Raw genomic sequence first — 25,352 nt, forward strand, 5'->3', positions numbered from 1 at the left:
GAGACCGCGATCGACTCACCCCGCTCGGACGGTGGCCGCGCGCGCCACCAGTCTGGACGAGCCGCCCACTTTGAAACGTGCTGCAGCGGGTCAGCGCCGTCGGTGGCTCTCCACCGCCTCGCCCAGCGCCTGCTCGACCCGCTCGGCGCCGGCGGCGACGGAGAAGACCCGGTCGTAGTGCGCCCGGCCGGCCTGACCGAGCAGCTCGAGCTTCTCCCGGCCCAGGTCGCAGAGTTCCCGTAGCGCGTCGGCGATCGAGTCGGGGTCACCGGGTCGGGCGGTGATACCCGCGCCGCTGTCGTGCGCGACGGCTGCGGCGTCCCCCTGCGCGGCGACCAGCAGGGCCCGCCCGGCAGCGAGGGTGGCCTGCACCTTGCTGGGCATCGTGTACGCCGACATGCCGCCGGGTCGCAGGCTCACGTAGTGCGCGTCACCGGTGGCCATCAACGCGGGCATCCGCTCCCGGGGCAGCCGCCCCAGGAACCGCACGTGTGTCGCGTTCAGCTCTTCGGCCCGACGGCGCAGCCGCTCCTCGGTGGTGCCGGAGCCGGCGATCAGGCAGACCAGTCGCGGATCGTTGATCCGGGCGCAGGCGTCGATGAGCGAGTCGAGCCCCTGCGCCTCACCGAGCGTGCCCGCGTACACCAGCACCACCTGGTCCTCGCGGAGCCCGAACTCGGCGCGCAGGTCCGCGACGCCCGTCCTCGGCGTCTCGTCGGCCCACACCGGAATGTGGACGAGCTTCTTCCGAGGTACGCCTCGGCTGGCGAGCAGGTCGGCGGCGCTGGGCGAGACGTAGGCGACCCGGCCGGCGCTGCGGTACATCCCACCGCACCAGCCGCTCATCCCCCGCTCGATCATCCGGGACACCCGGTCGGTGCCGATGAAGCCGCTGGCCACCGCGCTGTCGGGCCACAGGTCCAGCACGTGCAGCAGCACCGGCACCCGCTGGACGTACCGGGTGAACCACATCGGCAGGGCGACGCTGATCGGCGAGTTGCCGACCCAGAGGGCGTCCACGCCGCGCAGCGCCGACGTGCCGGACACCAGCGCCGAGGCGGCGAAGGAGCCGTAGTTCGCCAGCCGGCGCAGCGCGGAGCGGTCATGGCTGGGATAGAGGGCCACCCGGCGGATCCGGGTCGTCCCGTCGACCTCGTCGAGCCGACGGGTCACCCGGTAGCCGGGCGCCAACTCGCCGGTCGGGTAATTGGGGAACCCGGTGAGGACCTGGACCTCGTGTCCTCGGCGGACGAGAGCCCGAGCGAGCATCCCGGGGAGCGCCGCCGCGCCCGGCTCCGGGTCGAACCACTGGCTGAGCATGCCGATCCGCATGGGCTTCACCGCGCTGCCGAGCCGGCGACCGGACGGGCGGGCTGCTCGCCGTCGGCCTGCCACAGTGTTGCCAGCGAATCACCGAGGTCGTGTGCGGGCGTCCACCCGAGCACCCGGTTCGCGCGCTCGATGTCGGCGCACATCCACGGCACGGCGGCTGAGCGATCGGCGTCCGGCGCGAAGCTGCCGTCCCGGATGTCACCGGTGAAGCCCGACACCTCCGCCAGCAACCGGACGACGTCGCGCGTCGCCACCGCCCTACCGCTGCCCACGTTGAAGACCCGGGCGGGCCCCGGGCGGCAGCTCGCCGCGGCGAGGACCGCCGAGGCGACGTCCCGGACGTCGACGAAGTCCCGGTACGTGTCGTGCAGGCCCACGGCGATGTCCTCCGATCCGGTGGCGACCGCCGACCTCACCATCGCGGTCACCCGAGTGAGCACGTTGCCCGCCGGCATCCCGGGCCCGACCGGGTTGAAGATGCGCAGCACCATCGTGTCGAGTCGACCCGCCCCGCCGGCCAGCTCCGCCAACCGCGTGGCGGCCAGGTGGCTGAGCCCGTACTCGCTGACGGGCGTGCCCTGGTACTCCTCAGTGACGGCGAGGCCGTGCGGCACGGTGCCGTACTCGGCGGCCGAGCCGATCCGGATCAGGCGGGCCCCGGGGGCGGCGGCGGCCACCGCTTCGATCAGCTTCGCGGTCGCCACCACGTGCGCCTGCACGAAGTCGTGGCCGGAGCCGACGATCCGTCCGGCCGCCGTCACCACCGTGTCCGGTCGCTCCCGGGCGATGAGCGCGGTCAGGTCGCGCAGCTCGACCCGGACCAGGTCACACTCGGCGCGGGTGATCGACCGGACGGTGGCGTGGGCGGCCAGCGCCGTCCGGATGTGCCGGCCGAGGAATCCACCGGCCCCCAGGAGCAGGACCCGGTTCATCGCCGGTGGGCGGAGTCGTGGTCGACGGTCGCCTGCGCGGGTGGGTTACCGGTGAACTCGTGCCAGGTGGCCGCGCCCGGCGCGGAGATGCCCTGGCGACTGAGCACCACCCAGATCGTGGCCAGGACGATCCGCAGATCCAGCAGGAAGGAGCGGCGGTCGACGTACTCGACGTCGTAGGTGAACTTCGCGTCCCAGTCCAGCGCGTTGCGGCCACGCACCTGGGCCAGCCCGGTGATGCCCGGTCGCACGTCGTGTCGTCGGGCCTGTTCCGGGTTGTAGAGGCTGAGGTAGCGCACGAGGTGCGGGCGGGGACCGACCACGCTCATCTCGCCCCGCAGCACGTTCCAGAACTCCGGCAGCTCGTCGAGGCTGCTGGCCCGCAGCCAGCGGCCCACCCGGGTCAGCCGATCCGCGTCGCTCACCAGCCCTCGATCCGGATCGGGGTGGCGCATGGTCCGGAACTTGACCACCTCGAACAGTTCGCCGTGCAACCCCGGGCGGGTGTGCCGGAACAGCACCGGCCGCCCGTGCGCCACCAGCACCACCAGGGCCACCACGGCCAGTACGGGGGCGCCGAGCGACAGGAGGAGGAGAGCGCCGATGACGTCGAGAAGCCGCTTCCAGCGATCGTACGGTCGGCGCGTCGTGGTGCCGTCCCGAGGTGTCTCCCGACCGGTCGTCGGGCCGGAGGTGCCGGCGCGCGTATGTGCCGCATGGAGAGCAACTTTTGCCATGGACAACGCATACCACCATTTCGAGCACCACTTCCGACTTTCACGATAGGGCGCTCCGGCGCGTCGACAATGGAGCGCGGCGACCACTTCGGCGCGCCGAGCCCTGCTCGCGTATTTGTCCGCTCCATTAGAGGTGAACGCGACTCGAATTGCTTTTGGCGGAAGCGGTCACGACACCTCCAAGGCCAGCGTAGGGTCGCGTTCGACGAGAATCCGAATCCCGAGGATGACCTTCGGGAAACAGGCAGGAGAAGATGTGGTTTCCTCGCTTTCGGACCGGCGATTCCTGATCACCGGTGGCACGGGATCCTTCGGCCAGACGATGGTCTCCCGACTGCTCGACGCCGGGGCCGCCGAGGTGCGCGTACTCAGCCGGGACGAGTCGAAGCAGGACGCGATGCGGCACCGCCTCGGCGACGACCGGGTCCGCTACTACGTCGGCGACGTCCGCGACTACGACAGTGTGCTCAAGGCCGCGCGGGGAATGGAGTTCGTCTTTCACGCCGCAGCCCTGAAGCAGGTCCCCTCGTGCGAGTTCTTCCCACTGGAGGCCGTCCGCACCAATGTGCTCGGCAGCGCGAACGTGGTGGACGCCTGCGAACGCGTCGGCGTCGAGGCGCTGGTGCTGTTGAGCACCGACAAGGCCGTCTATCCGGTAAACGCGATGGGCATGACCAAAGCGCTGATGGAGAAGGTCGCGCAGGCGCACTCCCGCAACAATCCGGAAGCGCGTACCCGGGTCTGCTGCGTGCGCTACGGCAACGTCATGTACTCGCGCGGATCGGTGATCCCGCTGTTCATCGACCAGATCCTGCGCGGTGGCCTACCGACGGTCACCGAGCCGTCGATGACCCGGTTCCTGATGTCCCTGCCGCAGTCGGTCGACCTGGTGGAGCACGCCTTCCGGTACGGCCAGCCAGGCGACGTCTTCATCCGCAAGGCCGACGCCTGCACCATCGGCGACCTGGCCACCGCGCTGTGCAACCTGTTCCGCGTCCCGGCGAAGTTCAACGTGCTCGGCATCCGGCACGGGGAGAAGCTGTACGAGACGCTGGCCAGCCGCGAGGAACTCGCCCACGTCGAGGATCTCGGCGAGTTCCTTCGGGTGCCGGTGGACAGTCGTGACCTCAACTACTCCCTCTACTTCGAGGAGGGCGACGTCGAGAGCGGCAACATGGCCGACTTCCACTCGCACAACGCCCGGCGGTTGTCCGTACCGGAGATTGAGGCGCTGCTGCTGACGCTGCCCGAGGTACGGGCGCAGGTCGAGGCCGCGGCGGCGGCGGTCGTAACGGCATGAGCACCGGCACCGGTGGCCGGCGACCGGAGTTCGTCCCCCGCCGACGCAGCGGCCCCGGCGCGGACGAGCCGCGCCCGACGCGACGGGTCCTCGTCGTCGGCGTCACCGGCATGCTCGGCCACGCTGTCCTGCGGGAGCTGAGCGACGACGCGGACCTCGACGTCCACGGCGTCGCCCGGAGCATCGAGGACCGCGCGGGGTGGTACCCCCCGCGTCTGCTCGACCGGATCACCCCGGCCGTCGACGCGACCCGCTTCGACGAGGTCCGGCAGATCGTCGACGACCTGCGGCCGGACGTCGTCGTGAACTGCGTGGGTGTGATCAAGCAACGGCCGGACGTACAGGACGCGGTGCAGACGGTCACCCTCAACGCGCTCTTTCCCCATCTGCTCGCCGAGGCCTGCGGGCCCCTCGGCAGTCGCCTGATCCACGTCAGCACCGACTGTGTCTTCTCCGGCCGGCGGGGTGGCTACGTCGAGGACGACCTGCCGGACCCGCCGGACCTGTACGGGCGGTCGAAGCTGCTGGGTGAGGCGCGCGGGGTCTCCGCGCTCACCCTCCGCACCTCGATCATCGGGCACGAGCTGGACACGAACCGCTCCCTCGTGGACTGGTTCCTCTCCCAGCGAGGCCAGGTACGCGGTTTCACGAGGGCCATCTACAGCGGCGTGACGACCGTCGAGTTCGCCCGACTGCTCCGGACGGTGATCCTGCCCCGGACAGAGCTGGCCGGGCTCTACCACGTCGCCGCCGAACCGATCTCCAAGTACGACCTGCTCCGCCTGGTCGCCGAGGTGTACGGGTGGCCCGGTGACATCGTCCCGGACGACGAGTTCACCTGCGACCGGTCGATGAACGCGGACGCCCTCGCCAAGGCCACCGGATACCGACCGCCGCACTGGCCGGACATGATCCGGGCGATGCACGCCGCCAGGGCCCGCTGGGCTGCCGAAACGGCCCAACCGGGCCTACAGGACCTGCCTCGCTGAGGGCGGTCCACCCAACGACCGCGGGCAACGCCGGCGGCCGGACTTCAAAGGACATCACGTGGGAAACCGGATGGGCCAACTGGGCCTGCTCGTCGTCGCGACGTGTCTGGTGGTGGTCACCACCGTCGCCGCCATCACCGCCCCGCTTGTCGCGACCGGATTGGTCGCGCTGGTGCTGCTGCTCGCCTTCAGCCGGCGGGTCGACGGCTGGCGGTGGATGCTGACCCTGACCATGGGGCTACTGGTGTGCGCCTCGTCCAACGTGCCGGCGCTCGTCGAGGCCAGCTTCTACCCCCGGTACGCGGCGGTCAGCGGCCTGGTCCTCTGGGGCCTCTGCCTCCCGGTCCGGACGCCGGCCCGCAGCGATGCCTGGACCAGCGTGTTCGTCGGCGCGCTCTGGGCGATGGCCGGCCTCGCCACAGTGAGCTTCGCCTGGTCGGTGGTTCCGATGGAGACCCTCCAGCGGGGCGTCGCGCTGCTGCTCCTGGCCGCCCTGGTGCACGTACTCGTCCGGCGTCGATGGCCCGATCGTACGGTCATGATGGCCGACCTGCGCGTGGTCTACCTGGTCCTCACCGCGTCCATCGTGGTCAGCCTCGGCATCGGGTTCGTCGACGGCACGCTCGTCGCGGCGACCTCCAGCGTCGCCCGGTTCCAGGGCCTCTACAACAACCCGAACATGCTCGGCATCGTCTGCGCCCTGACGATCCCGCTGGGCTGGGCCGTCCACCGGCAGTCCCGGCGGCCCGTCACGCTCCTCGGCCTGGCGCCGGCCGCCGTCAGCCTCCTGTTGTCCCAGTCGCGTACCGCGCTGATCGCCGTGCTCGTCGGCGCGCTCTGGCTCGTGGTGCGCCACGGTCTCGGCCGGGTGGTCCGGCTGGCCGCCGGGGCGACCGCCCTGCTGCTGGTGGCATACCTGCTCAACCTGCTGCCCACCATCTTCGCCGCACCCTGGATGCGCCAGTTCGTCATGCGCTTCACCGACCCCACCGGCGGCGACCTGTCCAACGGGCGGACCCAGATGTGGCAGACGACCATCGACCTGTGGTGGCAGAACCGGCCCACGCTGGGCTTCGGGTACGCGTCGCGGAATCACCTGTTCGAGCTGGCCAGCGCCGACGAGTTCTTCGGGACCGCCGGCGTCAGCGTGGTGCACAACAGCTACCTCCAGCTGCTGCTGGAGTTGGGGCTCGTCGCGGTGCCACCGCTGGTGGTGTTGCTGGTGGCCGCCGGGCGGGTCGCGGTGCGGGCCCCGGTGCGGCGGGCCGACGCGGGGCTGGTCTGGCTCGTCGTCACCGGCCTGCTGATCCAGGTCACCGAGTCGGCCATGTTCGGCACGGGCCAGACCTATCCGTACGTGTTCTGGACCGTGGTCGCCGCCGCGCTGCTGCACCTGCCGAAGGATCGGGCATCCGCCGGCCGGGAGGCCACGCACGCCAACCTGCCCCACGCGGAGGCGCGCCGGCAGCGGGCCGGCATGTTCGACGACGCCACGCCGCGCCGACCCACCGTCCTGCTGCGCTGAGTGCCCACCGGCAGCGCCGACGGCCGCCCCGGGATGCCCTGGCGCGTGCCTTCGGCGGGCGGGCGTCGCCTCAGTCGCCCCGGCCCGCCGTCACGAAGGCGCTGACCCGGTCCCGCCAGGAACGGTGGTCGAACGACTCCCGGGCCCGCGAACGGGCAGCTCCGCTCATCGCCGTCCACTCCTCGTCGCGCAGCCGCAACGCCCGCTCGATGGCCACCCGGACGTCGTCCGGGCCGTTGCCGTCGAGCACCAGACCCTCGATCCCGTCGTGGACGTAGGCGGCCAGGTCACTCGTGTGGTTGAGCAGCACCGGGCACCCGGCGGCGAGGCTCTCCGGCACCTTGGACGGAAACCCGTTGGCCGCGTACCCGCCGGTGGGGCGGACCAGCATCGAGAAGTGCGACTCCGACAGGAGGGTCAGCACGGTCTCGCGCGGAACGCGGCCGAGGAACCGCACGTCGGCCGAGACGGCGTCCAGCACCGTCAGGTCCAGGTCGGAGTGGGCGGCGGCGTCCCGCGCGCTCACCCCGGCGATCGTAAGGCTGACCCGCCGCTGCTGCTCCGGAGTGAGCCGGCTGAGCCCCCGCAGGATCACGTCGAGCATGTCCTTACGCCCGGGCGTGCCGGCGTAGAGCAGGCGCAGGCCCGCGCTGATCGGGGGTGGTTGCGGCGCCCGGAACTCGTCGCAGTCCACCTGCGGCGGCACCACCAGCACGTCCAGGCCGTGGCCCGTCAGGTAGTCGGCCAGCGTGGTGGAGACCGCCGTGGCCCGATCCACGAGCCGGGTCGCCAGGAACGTCGACCAGCGGTGCCGGACGAAGTACGGGGTGAGCCACCCGCGGCGGAACTGCCGTCGGTCGTGGCGCTCGCTGGCGTCCACCACCACCGGGCAGCGCAGCACGAGGCGCAGGGTCGCCCAGTTGCCGAGGGTCAGCAGGGCCATCGGCAACAGCACGACGCTCACGTCCCCGCGACCCACCCGCGCCCGGCGGACGGCCCGCAGGACCCGCAGCGGCCGGGCGAGCCGGGCCGACGCGCGGGTGAGGTGGTGTCGACCTCGGATCCGCAGAGTGACCAGGTCGATCCCGGCCGCGCCGAGCTGCCCGGCCGGGAAGGCCACCTCGCAGGGCCAGTCGTTGACGACGAGCGTGCGCGCACCCTCGGGCGCGGCGCAACGGGCGAGTTGCAGCAGCCGGTTCGAGGTGGCGTCCCCGTACGGGAACGCGTACGCGCCCACCAGCAGTGGACGCGGCCGGGCGGTGCGGGCGGTCGACCCCGCCGCCGGTCGCGGCTGCCGGCCGAGCACCGTTGTCTGATCGTTCATCTCTCTCCCCGTGTCGAGAAGGCGGGCGGCTGGGGCCGCGCCGGGCGGCGCGACACCCACCGGCGGTAGATCGCCAGGTGGGTGGTGACCGCCGTGTCGATGGCGAAGACGCTGCGCGCGAACCGTTCCGCCGCCGTCGAGGCCGAGGTCTGCTCGGTGTACGTCGCCGCCACGCACACCGCGTGCGCCCACTGCCCCGGCGCCGCCTCGGTGTCGACGATGGTCACGCCGGGCAGATGCTCGTTGATGAAGCGCACCCCCGGCAGGTCGGCGGCCACCGTGCCGATGCCGAGGGCGACCGGCTCCAGCACGCCCCCGGGCAGGCCCTCCAGGCAGGACGGGTGGACGACCACGTCGGCCTGGCTCAACAGGCCGCCCACGTCGTCGCGCGGGCCCAACAGGTGCACCCGCTCGGCCAGACCGGCGGCGACCGCCGCCGCCCGGACGCGCTCGTCGTCGACGTCGTCGCCCGGCCCGACGAGGACCGCGTGGGCCCGCACTCCCCGGGCCCGCAACTCGGCGAGGATCGGCGGCAGGAGCCAGCGCCGCTTCTCCGGCGAGGCCCGGCCGACGCTGACGCAGACCAGATCGGCCGGGCGCGCGCCGATCAACTCGCGTAGGTCGTCCCGACTGGGGCGACGCAGCCGGTCCAGGTCAAGTCCGTTGAGCACCACCCGGCAGCGGGGATCGTCGTGCCAGCGCGGGTCGTAGGCGACGGCGAGCGAGCTGGGCGAGACGCCGAGGATGTCGGTGGCGAAGACCCGCAGCAGCCGTCTGAAGGCCCAGCGGTAGACACGGCGGCGTAGATCGCGATGCTGGTTGTCGTCGCCGCGGAAGTGGGCGACGCGGACGGGCACACCCCGGAGGGCGGCGAGCGCGAGCAGCACCCCGGAGAAGTTGGCGCAGTCGACGTGCACCACATCGGGGCGTACCCGCCGCAGCAGTCCGAGGAAGCGGGCGGTGAAGCGGAGGTCGAGCGGGATCGGGGTGACCGTGCCGCCGTGCCGGCGGACCACCCCGGCCAGCGGGCCGGGCCCGATGTGGTCGCTGAGCGTCGCGAGGTGCACCTGGACGCCGGCGGCCCAGAGCCGGGGCAGCAGTTCGGCGGTACGCATCTCGGTGCCGCCGAAGTTCAGCTCGCCGACGACCCGCAGCACCCGGCACTCCCCGGTCACGTCGACGCTCCCCTGGTGACCGCCCGCCGGTACCCCACGAACACGGCCGGCCACATGGTGAGCACGTAGGCGACACAGGCCGCCACCGGCAGGCCGGCGAGCCCGAACCGCCGCAGCGCCCAGACCTTGAGCGCGGTCGCCAACAGCAGGAACGCGGCCCAGCCGACGAACTGCGGCCGGAGCAACCCGATGCTGTTCTGTACCAGGATCAGCGGTGAGGTGACCGCGATCAGGAGGGACCAGCTCGCCAGCCCGACCAGGACCGCGACGGGGATCTCGGTGCGGTCGATGCCGCCCACCCACAGGTCGATCAGCCGGTGGCCGTAGCCGACCAGCACGACCCCGACCGCCCCCACGATTCCCCCGTAGAGCAGCACCATGCGGCGCGTGTTGCGACGCACCCAGGCCACCTCGCCCCGCGCCAGAGCCGCGCCGTTGACCGGCCAGACCGTCATACCGACCAGGCCGACGAAGATCGAGAGGACGCCGAACAGCTTCCCCACCACCGCGTAGTGCGCCGCCGTGGTGGCCCCGAGGACGTTCGCGACGAGCGGGCTGTCCACGTTCAGCGCGATCGCCGACATCGTGGTGAGCGCGAAGAACCGCAGACCCAACCGGAGCAGGCCGACCGCGGTGGCCCGGTGCACGTGCTTCGGGCCCGGCCGCCGTCCGCGATCCTGCGACCAGAAGTACGTCACGCAGTTGAGCAGGTTGGTCACCGGCACGGCCAGCACCGCGCAGGCGATGACCGCCAGTGGTCGCCACCCGGCGGCGATGGCGCCGAGCACGGCCGCCATGCCCAACAGCGCGCCCGCCGACTGCCAGATGTTGCTCTGCACCACCTGGCCACGGGCGTACTGGACCCGCTGGACCAGCGAGAGCGGAATGTTGACCGCGAAGGCGCCGAAGCAGAGCAGGACCAGAGCGGGCGCCTCCGCGGCGACGCCCGGGTCGGTGACGTTGAACAGCGCGGCCCAGGACACCACGGGTACGACAAGCACGAGGCCCGCGAGCAGCGCCAGCGCGACCACACCGAGGGTGGCGAACGCGCTGGAGACCTCCCGGGCCTGTTGCCGGGGGTCGTCGGCCAGGTGACTGAGCCGGGTGAGCAGCCCGTTGCCCAGTCCCAGATCGGCGAACCAGGCCATCCCGGTGAGGGCGGTGACCGCTATCCAGAGGCCGTACCGTTGGTCGCCGAGGAATCGGAAGCAGGCCGGGGTGATGACCAGCGGGGCGCCCAGGCCGATGCCCTTCGCCACCATCGCGGCGGCGATGCCCACCGTGACGGAGCGATCCCGATCCTTCGACGCCGCCGAGGGCCGCTCGCCGGGCGCGAGCGTGCTGCCGGTCGGTGGCGCGGCCGCCGGCACCCGGGCCAGCGGCTCCGGTACGGCCCGACTCGCTGCCCGGGTCACCGAGGCGCGGCGGCTACGGCACGCTCGGCGTCCAACCGACCGGCCATCCACTCGACCGTCGCCCGCAGGCCCTGGGCACGGGCGACAGGTGCGACGTTCGGAAAGAGCTGACGCAGCGCGGCGTTGTCGGCGAGGGAGTGCGCGACATCGCCGGTGCGTGGCGGCGCGTACTCGCGGACGATCGGCCGGCCGCACAACCACTCAAGCTCGTCGAGGACCTGCAACAGGCTGGCCCGCGCGCCAAAGGCGAGGTTCACCGGGTGCGGGTGGTGTACCCGGCGGCGGACCGCGTCCAGGATGACGTCGCAGACCGTACCGACGTAGGTGAAGTCACGCGACTGCGTCCCGTCGCCGTGCACCACCGCGGGTTCGTCGCGCAGCGCGGCGTGCACGAAGCGGGGGATGACAGCCGCGTACGCGTGGTCGTGTCGCTGCCCCGGGCCGAACACGTTGAAGAAGCGGAAAGCCACTGTCGGCAGCCCGAACGACGCCTGGTGGGCCAGGGCGTACGCCTCGGTGGCGAGCTTGCTGGCCGCGTACGGGCTCATCGGGCGGGTCCAGGTCAGCTCGGTCTTGGGCAGGGCCGGGTTCATGCCGTACACCGACGAGGAGGAGGCGACGATGACGTGCGCGACCCGGTGTCGTCGCGCCGCCTCCAACACCATGAGGGTGCCGGTGGCGTTCGCGTGGTGGGAGGCCAGCGGGTCACTCAGCGACCGGGGAACGCTGGGCAACGCGGCCAGGTGGACCACCGCGTCGCGGCCCGTCATCGCGGCGTCCAGGGCGGCCGGGTCCAGGATCGAGCCCTCGATCAGCTCGACGTGCAGACCGTCGAGGTTGGTCCGCAGTCCGACCGAGAGGTCGTCGAGGACGGTCACCCCGCCGATGGTGGGCTCGACCATCGCGGCGCGAGCCAGATTGGACCCGATGAAACCGGCTCCGCCGGTGATCAGAATGCGCATGAAAACCCCCGTTTACGCCGATCACCTGTTCATCGAGTGAACACGGGACACGTGACGGCGACAGCGGGAAATTCACCCTGTCCGGGTGCTGACCGAGAACGGCCAGCCTCGCCGCGGCGGCGCACAGTGAAGTTCATCGTCATGCGTTCGCGGCGGAGGTGCCGACCATGCCCGAGTTGATCGTCTACCGATCCAACGCCCTGATGTCCGTCAGGTCCCGCTTCGACGGCACGCGGGACCTGGTGATGCCGGCCAACCTGGCGTACGCCGAGGCGATGGTCGGCATGTGGCACTCGGGTCTACCCCAGGTCACCCTGGTGCCCTCGACCGCGACCGACGCCCAGGTGTGGCCGGTGATGTCCGCCGTCGGAACGAAGATCCACGACACCGCCGACGACAACTGCCCGATCAACACCGGCTGGTCGTACGTCGGCGGCAACCACGGCTACAACGTCGGCAACCAGATCGCCGTCGCCAATCACGGCAAGACGACAGTCGACGTGGGCTCGCAGTGGACCGACGGGACGCGCACCTTCACCCTGCTGGCCATCACCAACGCGGACAGCCTGCTCTTCGGCAACCCGTACACGATCGTCGACGGCATCGCGCAGGGCGCCCGGGTCAAGCCGGCCGCGCCGCTCACCCACCTCTCGGGGGCGACCCACACGGCGACCGTGCCGATCACGGGTCTGACGCCCGACGTGCAGATCCGTCCGGCCACCCACTCGCACACGGTGACCGTCGAGCTCGACGGACGGCCGGTGCCGGACGGCCGGTTCACGGGGCAGGAGCTGACCATCCGGGAGTCCTACGTGATCCCGTCCTACCAGGGGATGATCGACACCGCTCGGGCGAACGTCGGCACGCCCATCGCCACGATCATGTCGCGGATCCCGTCCCTGTGCCGCATCTCGAACGTCTACCGCTGGTCGCAGGGGGGTCTGCTGGTCCGGCAGACGGTGGCCGCGTTGGAACGCTTCGCGCTGAACGCCGGGGTGACCCAGTGCGGTCCGTTGACCCCGGTGGCCGGCGGCACCCGCCGGCAGTTCATGCCGAACGTGGGCACGGCCGGCGGTCTGAACTGGTCGGTGTGGGCCAACATCGACACGCTCGCGGCCCTCACCGACTTCACTCCGGCGACCCTCACGAACCGGCTGATGCCGGCGAGCAGCATGACCCAGTGGGTGGTCAACAGCGGCCAGGTCCAGCAGTGGGGCATCGCCGTCGGTCTGCTGCCGGTCGCCGACGGCGTGCCGGAGATCCGGTCCCGGCACACCACGGCCAAGGGCTGGTTCATCACCTCCAGCCTGAAGAAGAACTACCCGCAGCTGGTGTGGGGTCGCACCCTCGACGCCGGCGAATCAGTGACCGGCACCGCCTACCGGCGCTACCTCGCGCCGCCCTCGGCGGCCACCGAGATCGTCGTGTCGGACTCCGCCAACGACTTCGTGATGATCGAACGGGTCGAGGCGGTCGCCCAGACCCAGATGGCGGCGCCGCAACTGTTCCACCGGTTGCTGGTCCCGGCGGGGCCGACGAATCTCACCGTGCCGGACCGGGTCGCGGTGGCCGGCATCTCGTACGCCATGGCGGTGCCCACCGGGTACGGCATGTGGCGCGCGGAGCCCGGCCCGGCGCAGGTGGGGCCACTGCCCGGGACGACCTGCCCGCGCGGCAGTTACTTCCTGGCCCTCGCCGGCCCGACCCAAAACGTGACCTACGCCGGCGCCTACCAGTCGCTCCTGCTGCACCCGGTGTACCTGGCGGAGCCCACCCCGGTCGACCGGGTGTGCGTCGAGGTGACCGTCGCGGGATCGGGGGTGCTGCGGCACGGCGTGTACGCCCACGATCCGGCCACCGGTCGTCCCGCCCTGCTCGGCCCGATCGCCGACTTCGGCAACGTCGCCGTCACGTCGGTCGGGGTCCGGGAGTCGGTGCTGAGTGTCCCCGTGCTGCTGCCCGCCGGCTGGCACTGGTACGGGCATGTGTGGCAGACCAGCGGCGTCACACCGCCCACGTTGCGGGCCAGCAGCACCGGCGCGGCCACCGGCCTCAATCTCGGCACGAGTTCGGCGGCGATGACCGGCGACCGGTTCGGTTACGAGGTGACCGGGACGACCGGTGCCCTGGGGGCCATCACCATCGCCGGAGTGCACCAACTGCCGCCACCGCGGGTCGCCTACCGGCGTGCCTGAGCGGGCCGGCGGGACTCAGACCGTCGTCACCCCGTAGATCTTCTTCATCGCCTCGTGCTTCTCCGGGACGGGAAGGTGCCCGATGCCCAGCGACTTGGCCTGCAACCGTTCGAGGTACTCGTCGGTGGTCCGCAGCGGGCGTGCCGGGACACCGGCCGCCACCGTGTTGTCGGGGATGTCGCGCGTCACGATCGAACCTGCCCCGATGACGCACCGGTTTCCGATGGTGACACCGGCCAGGATCATCGACCGCATACCGATGTACACGTCGTCGCCGATCGTGATCGGCGCGGTCCAGTCCAGGTCGGGGTGGTCCTTGCGCAGGATCAGCGTGCCGCCGTCGTGGGTGACGAACTGCACCTCAGAGGTGATGTAGACGTTGTCTCCGATGGTGATCAGCCACGGCTCCGAGCCGAACATCGCCCGGCTGATCCCGTAGAACCGGACCCGTCCGTTCAGCTTCACCCCCAGGGACCGCGCGAAGGCCTCGGGATTCCGGGTGGCGGCCAGGTGGTCCGCGACTCGTCGGACCATCGTGCGAACGCGACTGGGCACCTGCTGTCCTCGCTCATCGGAGCCGGCCGGGGTGGCGGACGACGGACCCGCCCACGCGGACCCGCCACTGCAACGAGCCAGCTCCGGCCGGGGTGACGCGGTCCCGGATCAGCCGCAGGGGCGCGGCCCGCCGGATCAGCCGCAGAACTGTCGGGCGTGGTCCAGCACGTTGGGTTCCCGGAGCTGCTGTCGCCAGAGTCGGTATCGCCGGCCCGCGATCTCCTTCGCCTCGGCGCGCTCCCCGGCGGACCGGTCGGCGAGCCGGTCGAGGGTCTCGCTCAGGCCCGCCGCCGACGCCGGCCGGACCACCGCTCCCCCGCCGGCCGCGATCAGGTCGCTGAACGGCGTCGCGTCGGAGCAGACCACCGGGCAGCCGGATGCGAGGCTTTCCAGGATGACGTGCCCGTAGTTCTCGCCAAGGGTCGGAAAGAGGAACGCGTCGTACCGGCTGAAGGTCGCCATCACCTCGTCCGCCGCCAGTTCCCCGAGGTAGCGGACCCGCACATGATCGGGCATCGTGTCGATGAGTCGCCGGCAGCACGCCCAGTACTGCTCGTCCTCCCGCGGACCGTAGATGTCGAACTCCAGCGGGCGGGTGGCGCCGGCGACCGCCTCCAACGCCCTGGTCAGGTTCTTCATCGGGGAGATCCGGCCGACGAACACCAGCCGCAACGGCCCGTCGTGCGCGGCAGCTCGGGGTGCCGGCTGTTCCGGGATGGGGCACTCGTTGCCGTTCACCATGATCTGCGCCCATGGCATGTTCGCGCGGATCTGGTCCTCCTCCAGCCGACTGCAGGCCTGCCACCGCACGTCGAGCCGGCGCAGCAACGGGGCCCAGACCGCGAGGAAGAGTCGCTTCTTGCGGGCCTTGATGGCGAGCGCGCCGGGCGAGAGCTCGCCGCGCGGGGCCAGCATGATCGAGCGGACCCGCACCAGCCGCAGCGCCACCGCCAGGATCGGCAGCACCGAGAAGAGCGACCAGAGGCTGTTGACGTAGACCAGGTCGAGTGGGCGGGACCGGACGTGCCGCGCCAGTCGCACCCAGTGCCGCAGCGCGAACGTGCCGAGATAGAAAATGGCGCAGCGGTCGTCGCGGCGTACCAACCGCCCGGACAGGCCCGGGTACGGTGTGGACGAGCAGAGGTCCCGGTCCGCGGTGACCAGGGTGACGTCGAGGTCGTCCGGCAGGGTGTCGAGGATGAACCGCAGCGAGCGGATCGGCCCGCCGCCACGAAAGCCCGGCTCGAACACGCGGGCGGTGGCGAGCACCCGGTACCCCGTCGTGGTCGTGGATCGCGCCGTGTTCCTCGGCGTTCCGGTGCTGTCGGGCGCACGCGTCATTGCCAGCTCGTTCACCTTGGGCTCACCTTCCGAAATCCTGTTCCGGCGTCGGTGCGGGCACGTCTGCGCACCTGGAACGCGCGAGGATCGGCCAGGGCGCCGCCGCTCACCCCGTCACCATCGGCACCGGTAACCGGTTCAGATGACGGAGAGCGGCCAGCGTTCTCCGTAGCCGAGGGAGAGCCGCGGTTGACGACCGACGTAGTGATCGTAGGCACCGGCGGGATGGGCCGAGAGGTATATGGGGTAATTCGCCTTTTGAATACCGTTTCGGGCGCTAGGGCACCCTGGCGGGTGCTGGGCTTCGTCGACGACTACCCCACCGAGAGAAACGTCGAGTCGGTACACCGCCTCGGCGTCGCCTTTCTCGGTCCGACCCGTTGGCTGGCCGCCCAACCGGCCAGCACCCACGTGGTGCTCGGCGTCGGGCACCCCCGGCTGCGCCGCGAGACCGACCAGACCATCTCCCGGTACGGCCTGCCGGCGGCCACGGTGGTGCATCCGGCCGCGGAGATCGCCCCCGACTGCGTCCACCAGCAGGGACTGTTCGCCGCCGGTGGCGCCCGGGTCACCACGAACGTGCTGGTGGGGCGGCACGTGCACCTCAACCAGAACTGCACGGTCGGGCACGACACGGTGCTCGGCGACTACGTCTCGGTCAATCCGCTCGCCGCGGTTTCCGGGTACTGCCGGCTGGAGGACGGCGTGCTGGTGGGTACCACTGCCGCGATCCTGCCGAAGCTGACCGTCGGCCGGGACGCCACCGTGGGCGCCGGCGCCTGCGTGACCCGCGACGTACCGCCGGGCGTCGTCGTGACGGGTGTGCCGGCCCGACCGGTGGAGCGGTCAGCGGCGGATGCCCGCCCAGTCGTGATGGCGGCGCACGGTCGACAGGATGAAGTCGACGACCCGGCGTGACATATCGGGGACCTGGTAGTCGAGCGGGCAGGCGACCGAGCCCTCGGCCACCTGCGCCACCACCACCCGGATGGCCTCGACGACCCCGTCCGGATCGAGGCCGGTCATCACGATCGCCCCGCTGTCCAGCGCCTCCGGCCGTTCGATGGACTCGCGAAGGGTCACCGCCGGGAATCCGAGAATCGCGGCCTCCTCGCTGACGGTGCCACTGTCCGAGAGGGCGCATCGGGCGTTGCGTTGCAGGGTCACGTAGTCGAAGAAGCCGAACGGCTCGTGGAACGCCACACCGTCGAGGTGCAGGCCGTCACCGGCGAGCGCCTCCAGCCGCTTGCGCGTACGCGGATGCGTGGAGACCAACAGCGGCAGCCGCCACTGGTCGCGGACCGCCCGCAGGCATTCCAGCAGTCGACGGAGTCGGTCCGGGTGGTCGACGTTCTCCTGCCGGTGCGCGCTGACGACGAAGTAGCCGCCTGGTTCGAGTTCGAGTTGGGCCAGCACGGTGGACCCCTCGATCTGCCGCCGGTAGTGGTCGAGCACCTCCCGCATGGGTGAGCCGGTGTGCAGGATGCGACGCGGGTGCAGCCCTTCGGCGAGCAGGTTGCGCCGGGCGTGCTCCGAGTAGACCAGATTGAAGTCGGCGATGTGGTCGACCATGCACCGGTTGGTCTCCTCCGGCACGTTCAGGTCGAAGCAGCGGTTGCCAGCCTCCATGTGGTACACCGGCACGTTCATCCGCCGGGCCATCAGCGCCGAGATCGCACTGTTGGTGTCGCCGAGCACCAGCAGGGCGTCCGGGCGTAGCTCGGTGATCGCCTTCTCCGTACCGACCAGGACGGCACCCAGGAGGCTGCCGAGAGACTGGGTGTCGGCCCGCAGGAAGACGTCCGGCGCGCGGACCCCCAATTCGTTGAAGAAGACGTCGGAGAGCGAGGGATCCCAGTTCTGCCCGGTGTGCACCAGGGTGTGGTCCACGGTCCGGTCGAGCGCGTCAATCACCCGGGCCAGCCGGATGATCTCCGGCCTGGTCCCGACGACGGTCATCACGCGGGTCACTTGACGCCTCCTGGTGGCAGTTGGACGGATTCGGCCCGCTGGGCGGGCAGTGGACAGGGCTCCCGATGCGCCGGGTCGTGGATCACCCGCCGGGCCTGATCGAGGACGCTTATCGGCGCCCTGCTCGCCCGCCACCGGCGATAGGCGGCGCCCGCCTCGATCCGGGCCGCATGTCGCTGCTCCGGGGTGGCGGTCGCCACCTGCGTGACGAGGGCGCCCAGCGCGGCCGCGGTCAGCTCGGTCAGGACCAGTCCGCCGCCGTCGCGCAGCACGCCCGTCCACGGTGTCCGGTCGGAGCAGACCACCGGGCAGCTTGCGGAGAGGCTCTCGGCGATGGCGTTGCCGTAGTTCTCCCCGCGGGTCGGCATGACGAAGGCGTCGTAGCGGGAGAAGGTCGGACAGACCTGCTCGGGCGGCAGCTCACCCCGGTAGCTGACGGCGACCGAGTCGGGCAGCTCGGCCAGGCGTTCCCGGCACCGTCGCCAGTACGCCGGGTCCTCCACCGGGCCGTAGATGTCCAGCCGCACCGGCACCGGCACGAAGGCGAGCGCGGCAAGCACCAGGTCGAGGTTCTTCATGGGCGAGATCCGCCCGATGAAGACCAACCGCGCGTGGTGGGTCGAGCGCATCTCGACCGGCTCCGTCTGCGGCTCGGGGCCACGACTGACCGCGACGACACCGATCCGCGCCCGGGGCAGCACCCGCCGGATGTCGTTCGCCTCGACCGGCGTGGTGGCGTGCCACAGCACCCGACGGTCGAGCAGCATCCACCGCCAGGCGGCCAGGAAGATCCGCTTACGCAATCGGTGCACCCGAAGCGCGGCCGCGCCGAACTCACCTCGGGGGGCGACCAGGATGCGGCCCGCCCGCAGCAACCCGAGCCGGGCCGCGGCCATGGGCAGGATGGAGAAGGTCGACCAGACGCTGTTGACGTACAGCAGGTCGAAGCGGTCGGCGCGCAGCGAGCGCCAGAGCGACCGCCACTGCTCCGGCCGACGCACACCGAGATAGAAGACGTTCGTCCGGCCGACCCGGACCCAACGCCCGGAGAGCCCCGGATAGGGGTCGCGGCATCCGAGGTCGCGGTCGCGGGTCAACATCGACGTCTCGATGTCGTCGCTGGCCAGAGCGAGCACTTCGCCAATGGACCGGACCGGCCCTCCGGCCCGCCATCCCGGAGCGAAATAGCCGGCGGTGACAAGGACGCGGAAATTGTTTGCGTTAGCCGATGCCAAGCGTTCCTGGGCGTCCGCCGCGGGGGTGGGGTCGCCAACCATCCGCACTCCTCGCTCGTGCCACAGGATCAATTCACCCAACGATCGAAAGCTCGATACGTGACTGATCCTTCTCTCCACTGAGCTGGGAGGTTGGACGGGAAGAATAAATTCCGCCAGTTACCTGAAACCCGAGTTACGCCGACGTCGAGAGCGATATAAGGAAGCGCGGGGGAAATTGGCCCAGCAGGAGAGGGACTTCATGTCACGAACGGCGCTCATATCCGGTATCACCGGGCAGGACGGCAGTTACCTGTCGGAGTTCCTGCTCGACAAGGGATACACGGTGCACGGCATCAAACGGCGATCGTCCTCTTTCAACACCGAGCGGATCGACCACGTGGACGTTCATCCGCGCAGCGGCGACGCCCGCCTCTTCCTCCACTACAGCGACCTCGCCGACCCGGCCTCGCTGACGGCGCTGATCCGGGACATCCGCCCTCACGAGATCTACAACCTGGGCGCCCAGAGCCACGTCCGGGTGTCCTTCGACATCCCCACGTACACGGCGGACGTCACCGGCCTCGGGGCGCTGCGCATGATGGAGGCGGCCCGCTCCGCCGACATCGGCTGCCGGTTCTACCAGGCGTCCTCGTCGGAGATATTCGGCTCGACCCCACCCCCGCAACGCGAGGAGACCCCGTTCCACCCGCGCAGCCCGTACGCCTGCGCCAAGGTGTACGCCTACTGGTCGGCGGTGAACTACCGCGAGTCCTGGAACATGTTCTGCGCCAACGGCATCCTGTTCAACCACGAGAGCCCGCGCCGGGGTGAGAACTTCGTGACCCGCAAGGTCACCCGGGCGGTGGCCAGGATCGAGGCCGGTATCCAGGACAAGCTCTACCTGGGCAACCTGGACGCCGTTCGGGACTGGGGCTACGCACCGGAGTACGTCGAGGCGATGTGGCTCGCCCTCCAGCGGGACACCCCGGACGACTACGTGGTCGCCACCGGTGAGGGCCACACGGTGCGCGAGTTCGTGGAGGCCGCGTTCGACCGGGTCGGGTTGGACTGGCAGCGGTACGTGGAGTTGGACCCCGCCTACTTCCGCCCGGCGGAGGTCGATGCCCTCGTCGGCGACTACTCGAAGGCCCGGCGCGCCCTGGGGTGGGCCCCGAAGACGCTCTTCAGCGACCTGGTCCGGATCATGGTCGACGCCGACCGGCAACTGATCGAGGACGAGCGGATGGGGCGACTGATCCGGGTGGACCGGTGAGGGTCGCGGTCGACGCCGCACCCATCCGTCCCGGTCACGCCGCAGGGCTGGAAGCCTTCACCTACGGACTGTTGACCGGCATGGCCGCCGACGACTCCTGCGAGCTGCGGGTGAACGTTCTGCGGGGCACGCTGGACCAGTGGCGGGAACAGGTGCCCGTCGCGCGCATCGGCTGGACCGAGGTGACCCAGCCGCTGCGCTCCGACAACCCCACCGGCCAATTGCTGCGCAGGTGGACACCGACGGTGGTGCGCAACTCCCGTACGGTCCGCACGGCGGTCAACGCGGTCCGGCAACGCTCGGTCGTACGGCATGCCGACACCGACGTCACCCTGTTCCCGTTCCACTCTGCCCCGATCGGGTCGGGCCCCTCGGTCGTCGTCCTGCACGACACACGCCACCTGCGGACCGAGTTTCACGCCCCCGGCTTCGCGGCGGTCGTCCGGGAGAACGTGGCCCGCGCGGCGGCGATCGTGGTCACCTGGCCCCATCCGTACCGGGAAACCCTGCGTCTCTTCCCGGAGGCCGCGGAGCGGACCGTGCTCATCCCGACCCCGGCGTTCCAGCCGGCGCCGGAACGCGCGCACGCGCGGCCCGAACCGGGGCTGCTGGTCTACCCGTCGTCCACCGCGGAGCACAAGAACCACGCCACGCTGCTGGAGGCGATGGCGCTGCTGCCCGACTGCCGCCTGATCTGCCCGGGCCCGCTGGTCGAGCCCGAGGCGAGCCGACTGCTCGCCCGCGCCGCGCAGGCCGACCTGCGCGGCCGGGTGTCGTTTCCCGGCTTCGTCAGCCTCGACGAGCTGAACGCCATCTACGCGAGGGCGGACGCGGTGGTCGTACCCTCGCTCTGGGAGGCGGCCAGCGGCGCGATGCTGGAGGCGTTCACCTGGGGTCTCCCGGTCGCCTGCGCCGACGTCGAGCCGCTGCTCGACCAGTTGGAGTTCAACCACGCCGAGGCGGCGGTCTTCCGGGCGCGGGATCCACGGTCCCTGGCCGACGCGGTCCGGCACCTCCTCGACGACCGGGAGCGCTATGCCGCGGCCTCCCGGCGGGCGAACGACCGGCTGGCCGCTCGCACGTGGGCGGCCACCGGCCGCGACTACCTGGACGTCCTCGCCTGGGCGGCGCGGGGCGGATCGGGTCCGGTGCCCCGCTCCCCCTTCGTCACGACGGCGAACGACGCCGTGCCCAGCGGAGGTGACGGGCCATGAGCATCGCGGACGACACCTATCCGGTGGCCCGACCGAGCCTCTCCGCGTTGGAGGAGCGGTACGTCGTGGACGCCCTGCGGAGCGGGTGGATCTCCTCGCAGGGTCCGTACCTGCGGGACTTCGAGGAACGGTTCGCCAGTCGCTGCGCCGCCGGCACCGCGCTGACGACGAGCAACGGCACGGTCGCGCTGCACCTGGTCCTGGCGGCGGCGGGCATCGGGCCGGGGGACGAAGTGGTCGTCCCCGCGCTGACGTACGTGGCGACGGCCAACGCCGTGGCGTACTGCGGTGCGCGGGCCGTCTGTGTGGACGTCCTGCCGGAGAGCTGGTGCGTCGACCCGGCGGCGGTACGCGCCGCGATCGGCCCGCGTACCCGGGCGGTCATCGCCGTCGACCTGTATGGACATCCGGCCGACTACTCCGCCCTGCGGCAACTCTGTGACCAGCACAATCTGCTCCTGGTCGCCGACGCGGCAGAGTCGTTCGGCGCCACCCTCGACGGGCGGCCCACCGGCTCACTCGCCGACGTCACGACCTTCTCGTTCTTCGGCAACAAGGTGCTCACGTCCGGCGAGGGCGGCTGCGTGACCACCTCCGACGCGGCCCTCGCCGAGCGGATGCGTCTCCTCCGTAACCAGGGCATGGATCCGCACCGTCGGTACTACTTCCCGGTGCTCGGCTACAACTACCGGATGACGAACCTGTGCGCCGCGGTGCTCTGCGCCCAACTGGAGCGCGCGGACGAGATCATCGCGCTTCGGGACCGGGTCATCGCCGGTTACGAGGAGCAGTTGGCCGACGAGCCGACGCTGTCGGCGCAGCCGGTGGCCGCCGGGGTCCGCCGCGCGCCCTGGATGGCGGCCTTCCTCGTCGGGGCCGAGGGGGACGCCACGTCCCGGGACGCGCTGGCCCGTGCGCTCACCCGGCTCGGCGTGGAGACCCGCCCGTTCTTCGTGCCGATCCCGGACCTGCCGGCGCATCACGATCCGGGCGCGGACTGTCCGGTCACCGAGGACCTGAGTCGGCGCGGCCTCAATCTGCCCACGTACGCCGATCTGAGCGAGCCGGCGGTCAAGGCCGTGGTCGAGCGCGTCCGCGCCGCCCTGGCGACCATCGCCTGACCCGCCGCCGGACCGGCGCCCGACCGGGTCGGCGCCGGTCCGGCGGTCAGACCGGTCAGACCGGTTGGACCGCCGGTGGACGGTCGGCCGCACGGTCGGCCAGCAGCAGGAGATAGCTGCCGCCCCAGGCGACCGCGCTGGCCAGGGCCAACAGGACCAGCGCGCCGGCCGCACCGGGCGCGCCGAACAGAACCGCCCCGGCGACGACCGCCGGCACGCGCAGCCCGCCGAGCAGGAGGCCGAGGACGATCGCCCGCCGGCTCGCCCGTTCGATCCGCAGCCCGGCGAAGCCGATGGTGGCCGGCACGGCGAGCAGGCTCTCCAGCGCGAGCAAGACCAGCAGGCTCCGGGCGACGCTCCAGTTGGAGCCGAGCAGCTCCCTGCCGACCGCGTCCGGCAGCAGGGCGACCGCGACTGTCAACGGCCCGATGGCGGCGGCCACCAGCAGCGCCAGCCGGACAGCCGCCCGGGTCCGCACCGTGCGGGACTCGGCCCGGGTGCGGGCCAACTGCGGCAGGACCAGCGTGGCCGCCGTGGACAGCACCAGGTTGACCGGCCCCAGCAGCGTGCGCCCGGCGCTCAACGCACCGACCACCGCCGTGCCGGCGACCAGCGCCACCGCGGTCAGCGCCAGCTGCGCGGACCCGTTGGTCAGCAGGAACTGCGTACCGAATCCCACCGCGACGCGGGTCTCCGCTCGGCCGACGCGCCAGCCGGGCACCAGCGCGTACCCGCGCCGGGCCGCGACGACCAGGCCGATCAGCGCGCCGCCGCCGCCCCACAGGGCGAAGACAGATGGCGGGTCGATCACCCGGAACAGGCCGGCCAGCACGACACACCCGGTGAGCGCGGCCCAGGTGATCTCCTGGGCCATCGCCGCCGAGGGAGCGCCGATGCCGACGGCGACCGCCTTGGTGTAGTCGTAGAGGGCCAGACCGGGCAGGGCGAGGCCCGCGAACAGCAGGTAGGGCGAGCCGTACGCCACGCCGGCCGCGCAGACGAGGGTGCCACCGACGAGGCCGAGCAGGATCGCCCGCCGGGAGGCCGACGCGACCCCGACGCCGGTGGCCAGCACGGTGTCGGTCACGGTGCTCCGGACCAGCCCGGAGCCGACGATGTAGAACGAGAACGCCAGGGCGAACTGGCCCAGCCCACCGACCGACTCCAGTCGGGTCACGGTGATCGCCAGCAGCAGGTTGCCGCCGCTGGAGAGCCCGCCGACGACGAGCGCGAGCAGCGCCCGACGTCCGGTCCGTGGACCCTCTCGGGCGTCGGCGCGACCGACCGCGTGCCGGCCCACCCGTACGGTCACCGGCGCGCGGCCGGGATCGCGGGTGTTCGACCGGGCTCCGGGCGCCTGCGGGCCCCGTGCAGCGAGCGGCGGCTGAGCGCCAGGAGGACGAAGACCGGGATCGCCGCCACCACGTGTTGCAGGAAGCTGATCGTGGAGTCCGGGTAGGTGTTGGACCAGAGCAGCGGGTCGAAGAGCACCAGGCAGAAGAGGCTCAGCCGGATCGGGCCGGGTGCGCCCCGCCAGCGCAGCAGCACCGCCGCCACCGCGGCCCAGAACGCGTGCACGGCGACCACGCCGGCCGGACCGTCGAAGAACCAGATGTTGCCCAGCAGCAGGAACGTGTAGGCCGACGTCGGGCCACCGCCGATGTACTGGTTGATCCGCTGCCCGGTGGAGATCGCCGGACGGTCCGGATCGAGCACCCGGGGCACCAGCCCGTACCTCAGGTAGTCGGTGGCCACGGGCTGGCCCAGGTCGACCGGGACGTCGAAGCCCGCCACCACACTGAGCTGGCTGTCCAGCCGCAGCCGGTCCGTGGCGGTGACCTTGGTGTCCACCGCGACGCCGCGATCCTCCCGGATGCTGTTGCGCTGCTCGAACACCGCCGGCCACGCGAGGAAGACCACGACCGCGCAGAGCACCAGGTAACGCAGCCGGAAGACGCCGCAGAGCGCCCCGGTGGCCGCCATGAAGAACACCAGGGCGACAAGCGGAGCGGTGAGGGCCGTCAGTACCGCGACGTAGATTTCCGCGCCGACGAGGACGGCCAACCAGCCGTACAGCTTCGTCCGCGACAGCCGACCACTCAGATGGCTGGCCACCAGCAACGCGAAGCCCAGAGCCGTCCAGCCGGAGAAGAGCGTGCTCACCATGGCGAGCGGTCCGTCGGACAGATCGCCGGAGATCTGGTTGACGATGCTGCCCCGACCGAGGTACGCCGCGAGCAAGTTCGCGGCGACGCTGGTGAGCGTGACCACGATGGCGATCGGGTACAGCCACGGATAGCGGGCGTGGGCGCGCCGGAAGCCGTCGCGCCAGCGCGGGTCGGGACGGCCGAACAGGCTGGCCATCGTCTCCACGGCGACACTGCCCAGCAACGCGAGCCCGACCAGATAGACGATGAAACCGGTCTCCGGATTCCGGTAGTAGACCGCCATCGGCAGGATCAGCAGCGCGTACGGGGCGAGCACGACGACGGTCACCGGATAGCAGCGGAGCAACCGACCGACGAGGTCCCGGTGGGCGCCCGAAGCCCTGTTCCCAGGTGGGTGGTCCGTCCGCGCCTCGGTCGCACCGGTCGCCCCGCCGGGGAAGAGGGCAGCCCCGGGCCAGGTCATTGCGCGCGGGCCCCCTTCGAGATACGGATGGTCGCTCCTGACCCAACGAGCCAACCGACCGGGCGAAACGCCCTTGCGGACGCGAGCCTCGCGCGTAGATCCGTCGGACTTCCCGGCCATAAATCAGACAACCGGTCATAGAA

At 71.3% G+C, this 25,352-nt stretch carries 21 protein-coding genes; 8 read left to right on the forward strand and 13 right to left on the reverse strand.

What is annotated here, in order from left to right; genetic code table 11:
• Nucleotides 1-90: 90 nt before the first annotated feature.
• From AB0I89_RS04355 to AB0I89_RS04365, 3 genes are read right to left on the reverse strand one after another with little or no spacing between them, the layout of a single operon-like run.
• Nucleotides 91-1,332: a glycosyltransferase family 4 protein gene (locus tag AB0I89_RS04355; RefSeq protein ID WP_357119943.1), complete on the reverse strand. Its 1,242-nt coding sequence runs from the start codon at nucleotides 1,330-1,332 to the stop codon at nucleotides 91-93.
• Nucleotides 1,333-1,337: 5 nt separating this feature from the next.
• Nucleotides 1,338-2,264: an NAD(P)-dependent oxidoreductase gene (locus AB0I89_RS04360; RefSeq protein ID WP_357119946.1), complete on the reverse strand. Its 927-nt coding sequence runs from the start codon at nucleotides 2,262-2,264 to the stop codon at nucleotides 1,338-1,340.
• Nucleotides 2,261-3,001 carry a sugar transferase gene (locus AB0I89_RS04365; protein ID WP_357119949.1) on the reverse strand — a complete coding sequence of 247 codons (741 nt, stop codon included), beginning with the start codon at nucleotides 2,999-3,001 and terminating at the stop codon, nucleotides 2,261-2,263. Before AB0I89_RS04365 ends, AB0I89_RS04360 begins: the two co-directional genes overlap by 4 nt.
• A 256-nt stretch (nucleotides 3,002-3,257) precedes the next feature.
• Here AB0I89_RS04365 and AB0I89_RS04370 point away from each other — a divergent pair, with 256 nt between their 5' ends.
• From AB0I89_RS04370 to AB0I89_RS04380, 3 genes are read left to right on the forward strand one after another with little or no spacing between them, the layout of a single operon-like run.
• Nucleotides 3,258-4,301 carry a polysaccharide biosynthesis protein gene (locus AB0I89_RS04370; RefSeq protein WP_357119952.1) on the forward strand — a complete coding sequence of 348 codons (1,044 nt, stop codon included), beginning with the start codon at nucleotides 3,258-3,260 and terminating at the stop codon, nucleotides 4,299-4,301.
• On the forward strand, nucleotides 4,298-5,290 hold the full coding sequence (locus AB0I89_RS04375; protein WP_357119956.1) for an SDR family oxidoreductase: 993 nt from the start codon (nucleotides 4,298-4,300) through the stop codon (nucleotides 5,288-5,290). Before AB0I89_RS04370 ends, AB0I89_RS04375 begins: the two co-directional genes overlap by 4 nt.
• A gap of 58 nt (nucleotides 5,291-5,348) precedes the next feature.
• Nucleotides 5,349-6,815 (forward strand): O-antigen ligase family protein, encoded by a 1,467-nt coding sequence (locus tag AB0I89_RS04380; RefSeq protein WP_357119959.1) that lies wholly within the window; start codon nucleotides 5,349-5,351, stop codon nucleotides 6,813-6,815.
• Nucleotides 6,816-6,885: 70 nt separating this feature from the next.
• Here AB0I89_RS04380 and AB0I89_RS04385 read toward each other — a convergent pair whose 3' ends face one another.
• The 4 genes from AB0I89_RS04385 to AB0I89_RS04400 are packed head-to-tail and all read right to left on the reverse strand — an operon-like array spanning nucleotide 6,886 to nucleotide 11,691.
• Nucleotides 6,886-8,139, reverse strand: coding sequence for a glycosyltransferase (locus AB0I89_RS04385; RefSeq protein WP_357119962.1), 1,254 nt, complete (start codon nucleotides 8,137-8,139; stop codon nucleotides 6,886-6,888).
• Nucleotides 8,136-9,314, reverse strand: coding sequence for a glycosyltransferase (locus AB0I89_RS04390; RefSeq protein ID WP_357119965.1), 1,179 nt, complete (start codon nucleotides 9,312-9,314; stop codon nucleotides 8,136-8,138). The genes AB0I89_RS04385 and AB0I89_RS04390 overlap by 4 nt, the downstream gene beginning before the upstream one ends.
• Entirely contained in the window at nucleotides 9,311-10,729 is a 1,419-nt protein-coding gene (locus tag AB0I89_RS04395; protein WP_357119968.1) for an oligosaccharide flippase family protein, read from the reverse strand. The genes AB0I89_RS04390 and AB0I89_RS04395 overlap by 4 nt, the downstream gene beginning before the upstream one ends.
• Nucleotides 10,726-11,691: an NAD-dependent epimerase/dehydratase family protein gene (locus AB0I89_RS04400; RefSeq protein WP_357119971.1), complete on the reverse strand. Its 966-nt coding sequence runs from the start codon at nucleotides 11,689-11,691 to the stop codon at nucleotides 10,726-10,728. Before AB0I89_RS04400 ends, AB0I89_RS04395 begins: the two co-directional genes overlap by 4 nt.
• A gap of 167 nt (nucleotides 11,692-11,858) precedes the next feature.
• Here AB0I89_RS04400 and AB0I89_RS04405 point away from each other — a divergent pair, with 167 nt between their 5' ends.
• A complete protein-coding gene (locus tag AB0I89_RS04405; RefSeq protein WP_357119974.1) occupies nucleotides 11,859-13,886 on the forward strand; it encodes a hypothetical protein in 2,028 nt (675 codons plus the stop codon).
• Between the two features lie 15 nt (nucleotides 13,887-13,901).
• On the opposite strand, the gene AB0I89_RS04410 is transcribed toward AB0I89_RS04405, so the two are convergent.
• Nucleotides 13,902-14,420 (reverse strand): acyltransferase, encoded by a 519-nt coding sequence (locus AB0I89_RS04410; RefSeq protein WP_357119977.1) that lies wholly within the window; start codon nucleotides 14,418-14,420, stop codon nucleotides 13,902-13,904.
• A gap of 156 nt (nucleotides 14,421-14,576) precedes the next feature.
• Nucleotides 14,577-15,797 carry a glycosyltransferase gene (locus AB0I89_RS04415; RefSeq protein ID WP_357119980.1) on the reverse strand — a complete coding sequence of 407 codons (1,221 nt, stop codon included), beginning with the start codon at nucleotides 15,795-15,797 and terminating at the stop codon, nucleotides 14,577-14,579.
• Nucleotides 15,798-15,986: 189 nt separating this feature from the next.
• Here AB0I89_RS04415 and AB0I89_RS04420 point away from each other — a divergent pair, with 189 nt between their 5' ends.
• Nucleotides 15,987-16,700: an acetyltransferase gene (locus AB0I89_RS04420; protein ID WP_357120780.1), complete on the forward strand. Its 714-nt coding sequence runs from the start codon at nucleotides 15,987-15,989 to the stop codon at nucleotides 16,698-16,700.
• On the opposite strand, the gene wecB is transcribed toward AB0I89_RS04420, so the two are convergent.
• Entirely contained in the window at nucleotides 16,629-17,753 is a 1,125-nt protein-coding gene (wecB, locus tag AB0I89_RS04425) for a UDP-N-acetylglucosamine 2-epimerase (non-hydrolyzing) (protein WP_357119983.1), read from the reverse strand. The genes AB0I89_RS04420 and wecB overlap by 72 nt on opposite strands.
• On the reverse strand, nucleotides 17,750-18,889 hold the full coding sequence (locus AB0I89_RS04430; RefSeq protein WP_357119986.1) for a glycosyltransferase: 1,140 nt from the start codon (nucleotides 18,887-18,889) through the stop codon (nucleotides 17,750-17,752). Before AB0I89_RS04430 ends, wecB begins: the two co-directional genes overlap by 4 nt.
• A 340-nt stretch (nucleotides 18,890-19,229) precedes the next feature.
• Between AB0I89_RS04430 and gmd the strand changes: the two genes are divergently transcribed.
• The 3 genes from gmd to AB0I89_RS04445 are packed head-to-tail and all read left to right on the forward strand — an operon-like array spanning nucleotide 19,230 to nucleotide 22,578.
• Complete coding sequence (gene gmd, locus AB0I89_RS04435; protein ID WP_357119989.1) at nucleotides 19,230-20,243, forward strand: GDP-mannose 4,6-dehydratase; 1,014 nt, start codon at nucleotides 19,230-19,232, stop codon at nucleotides 20,241-20,243.
• Nucleotides 20,240-21,457: a glycosyltransferase gene (locus AB0I89_RS04440; RefSeq protein ID WP_357119992.1), complete on the forward strand. Its 1,218-nt coding sequence runs from the start codon at nucleotides 20,240-20,242 to the stop codon at nucleotides 21,455-21,457. The genes gmd and AB0I89_RS04440 overlap by 4 nt, the downstream gene beginning before the upstream one ends.
• Nucleotides 21,454-22,578 carry a DegT/DnrJ/EryC1/StrS family aminotransferase gene (locus AB0I89_RS04445; protein WP_357119995.1) on the forward strand — a complete coding sequence of 375 codons (1,125 nt, stop codon included), beginning with the start codon at nucleotides 21,454-21,456 and terminating at the stop codon, nucleotides 22,576-22,578. Before AB0I89_RS04440 ends, AB0I89_RS04445 begins: the two co-directional genes overlap by 4 nt.
• A gap of 55 nt (nucleotides 22,579-22,633) precedes the next feature.
• Here AB0I89_RS04445 and AB0I89_RS04450 read toward each other — a convergent pair whose 3' ends face one another.
• Nucleotides 22,634-23,890: a hypothetical protein gene (locus AB0I89_RS04450; protein WP_357119997.1), complete on the reverse strand. Its 1,257-nt coding sequence runs from the start codon at nucleotides 23,888-23,890 to the stop codon at nucleotides 22,634-22,636.
• Nucleotides 23,887-25,074 (reverse strand): hypothetical protein, encoded by a 1,188-nt coding sequence (locus AB0I89_RS04455; RefSeq protein ID WP_357120000.1) that lies wholly within the window; start codon nucleotides 25,072-25,074, stop codon nucleotides 23,887-23,889. The genes AB0I89_RS04450 and AB0I89_RS04455 overlap by 4 nt, the downstream gene beginning before the upstream one ends.
• Nucleotides 25,075-25,352 lie beyond the last annotated feature (278 nt).

It is taken from the genome of Micromonospora sp. NPDC049801 (assembly GCF_040656575.1).
Taxonomy (GTDB): domain Bacteria; phylum Actinomycetota; class Actinomycetes; order Mycobacteriales; family Micromonosporaceae; genus Micromonospora.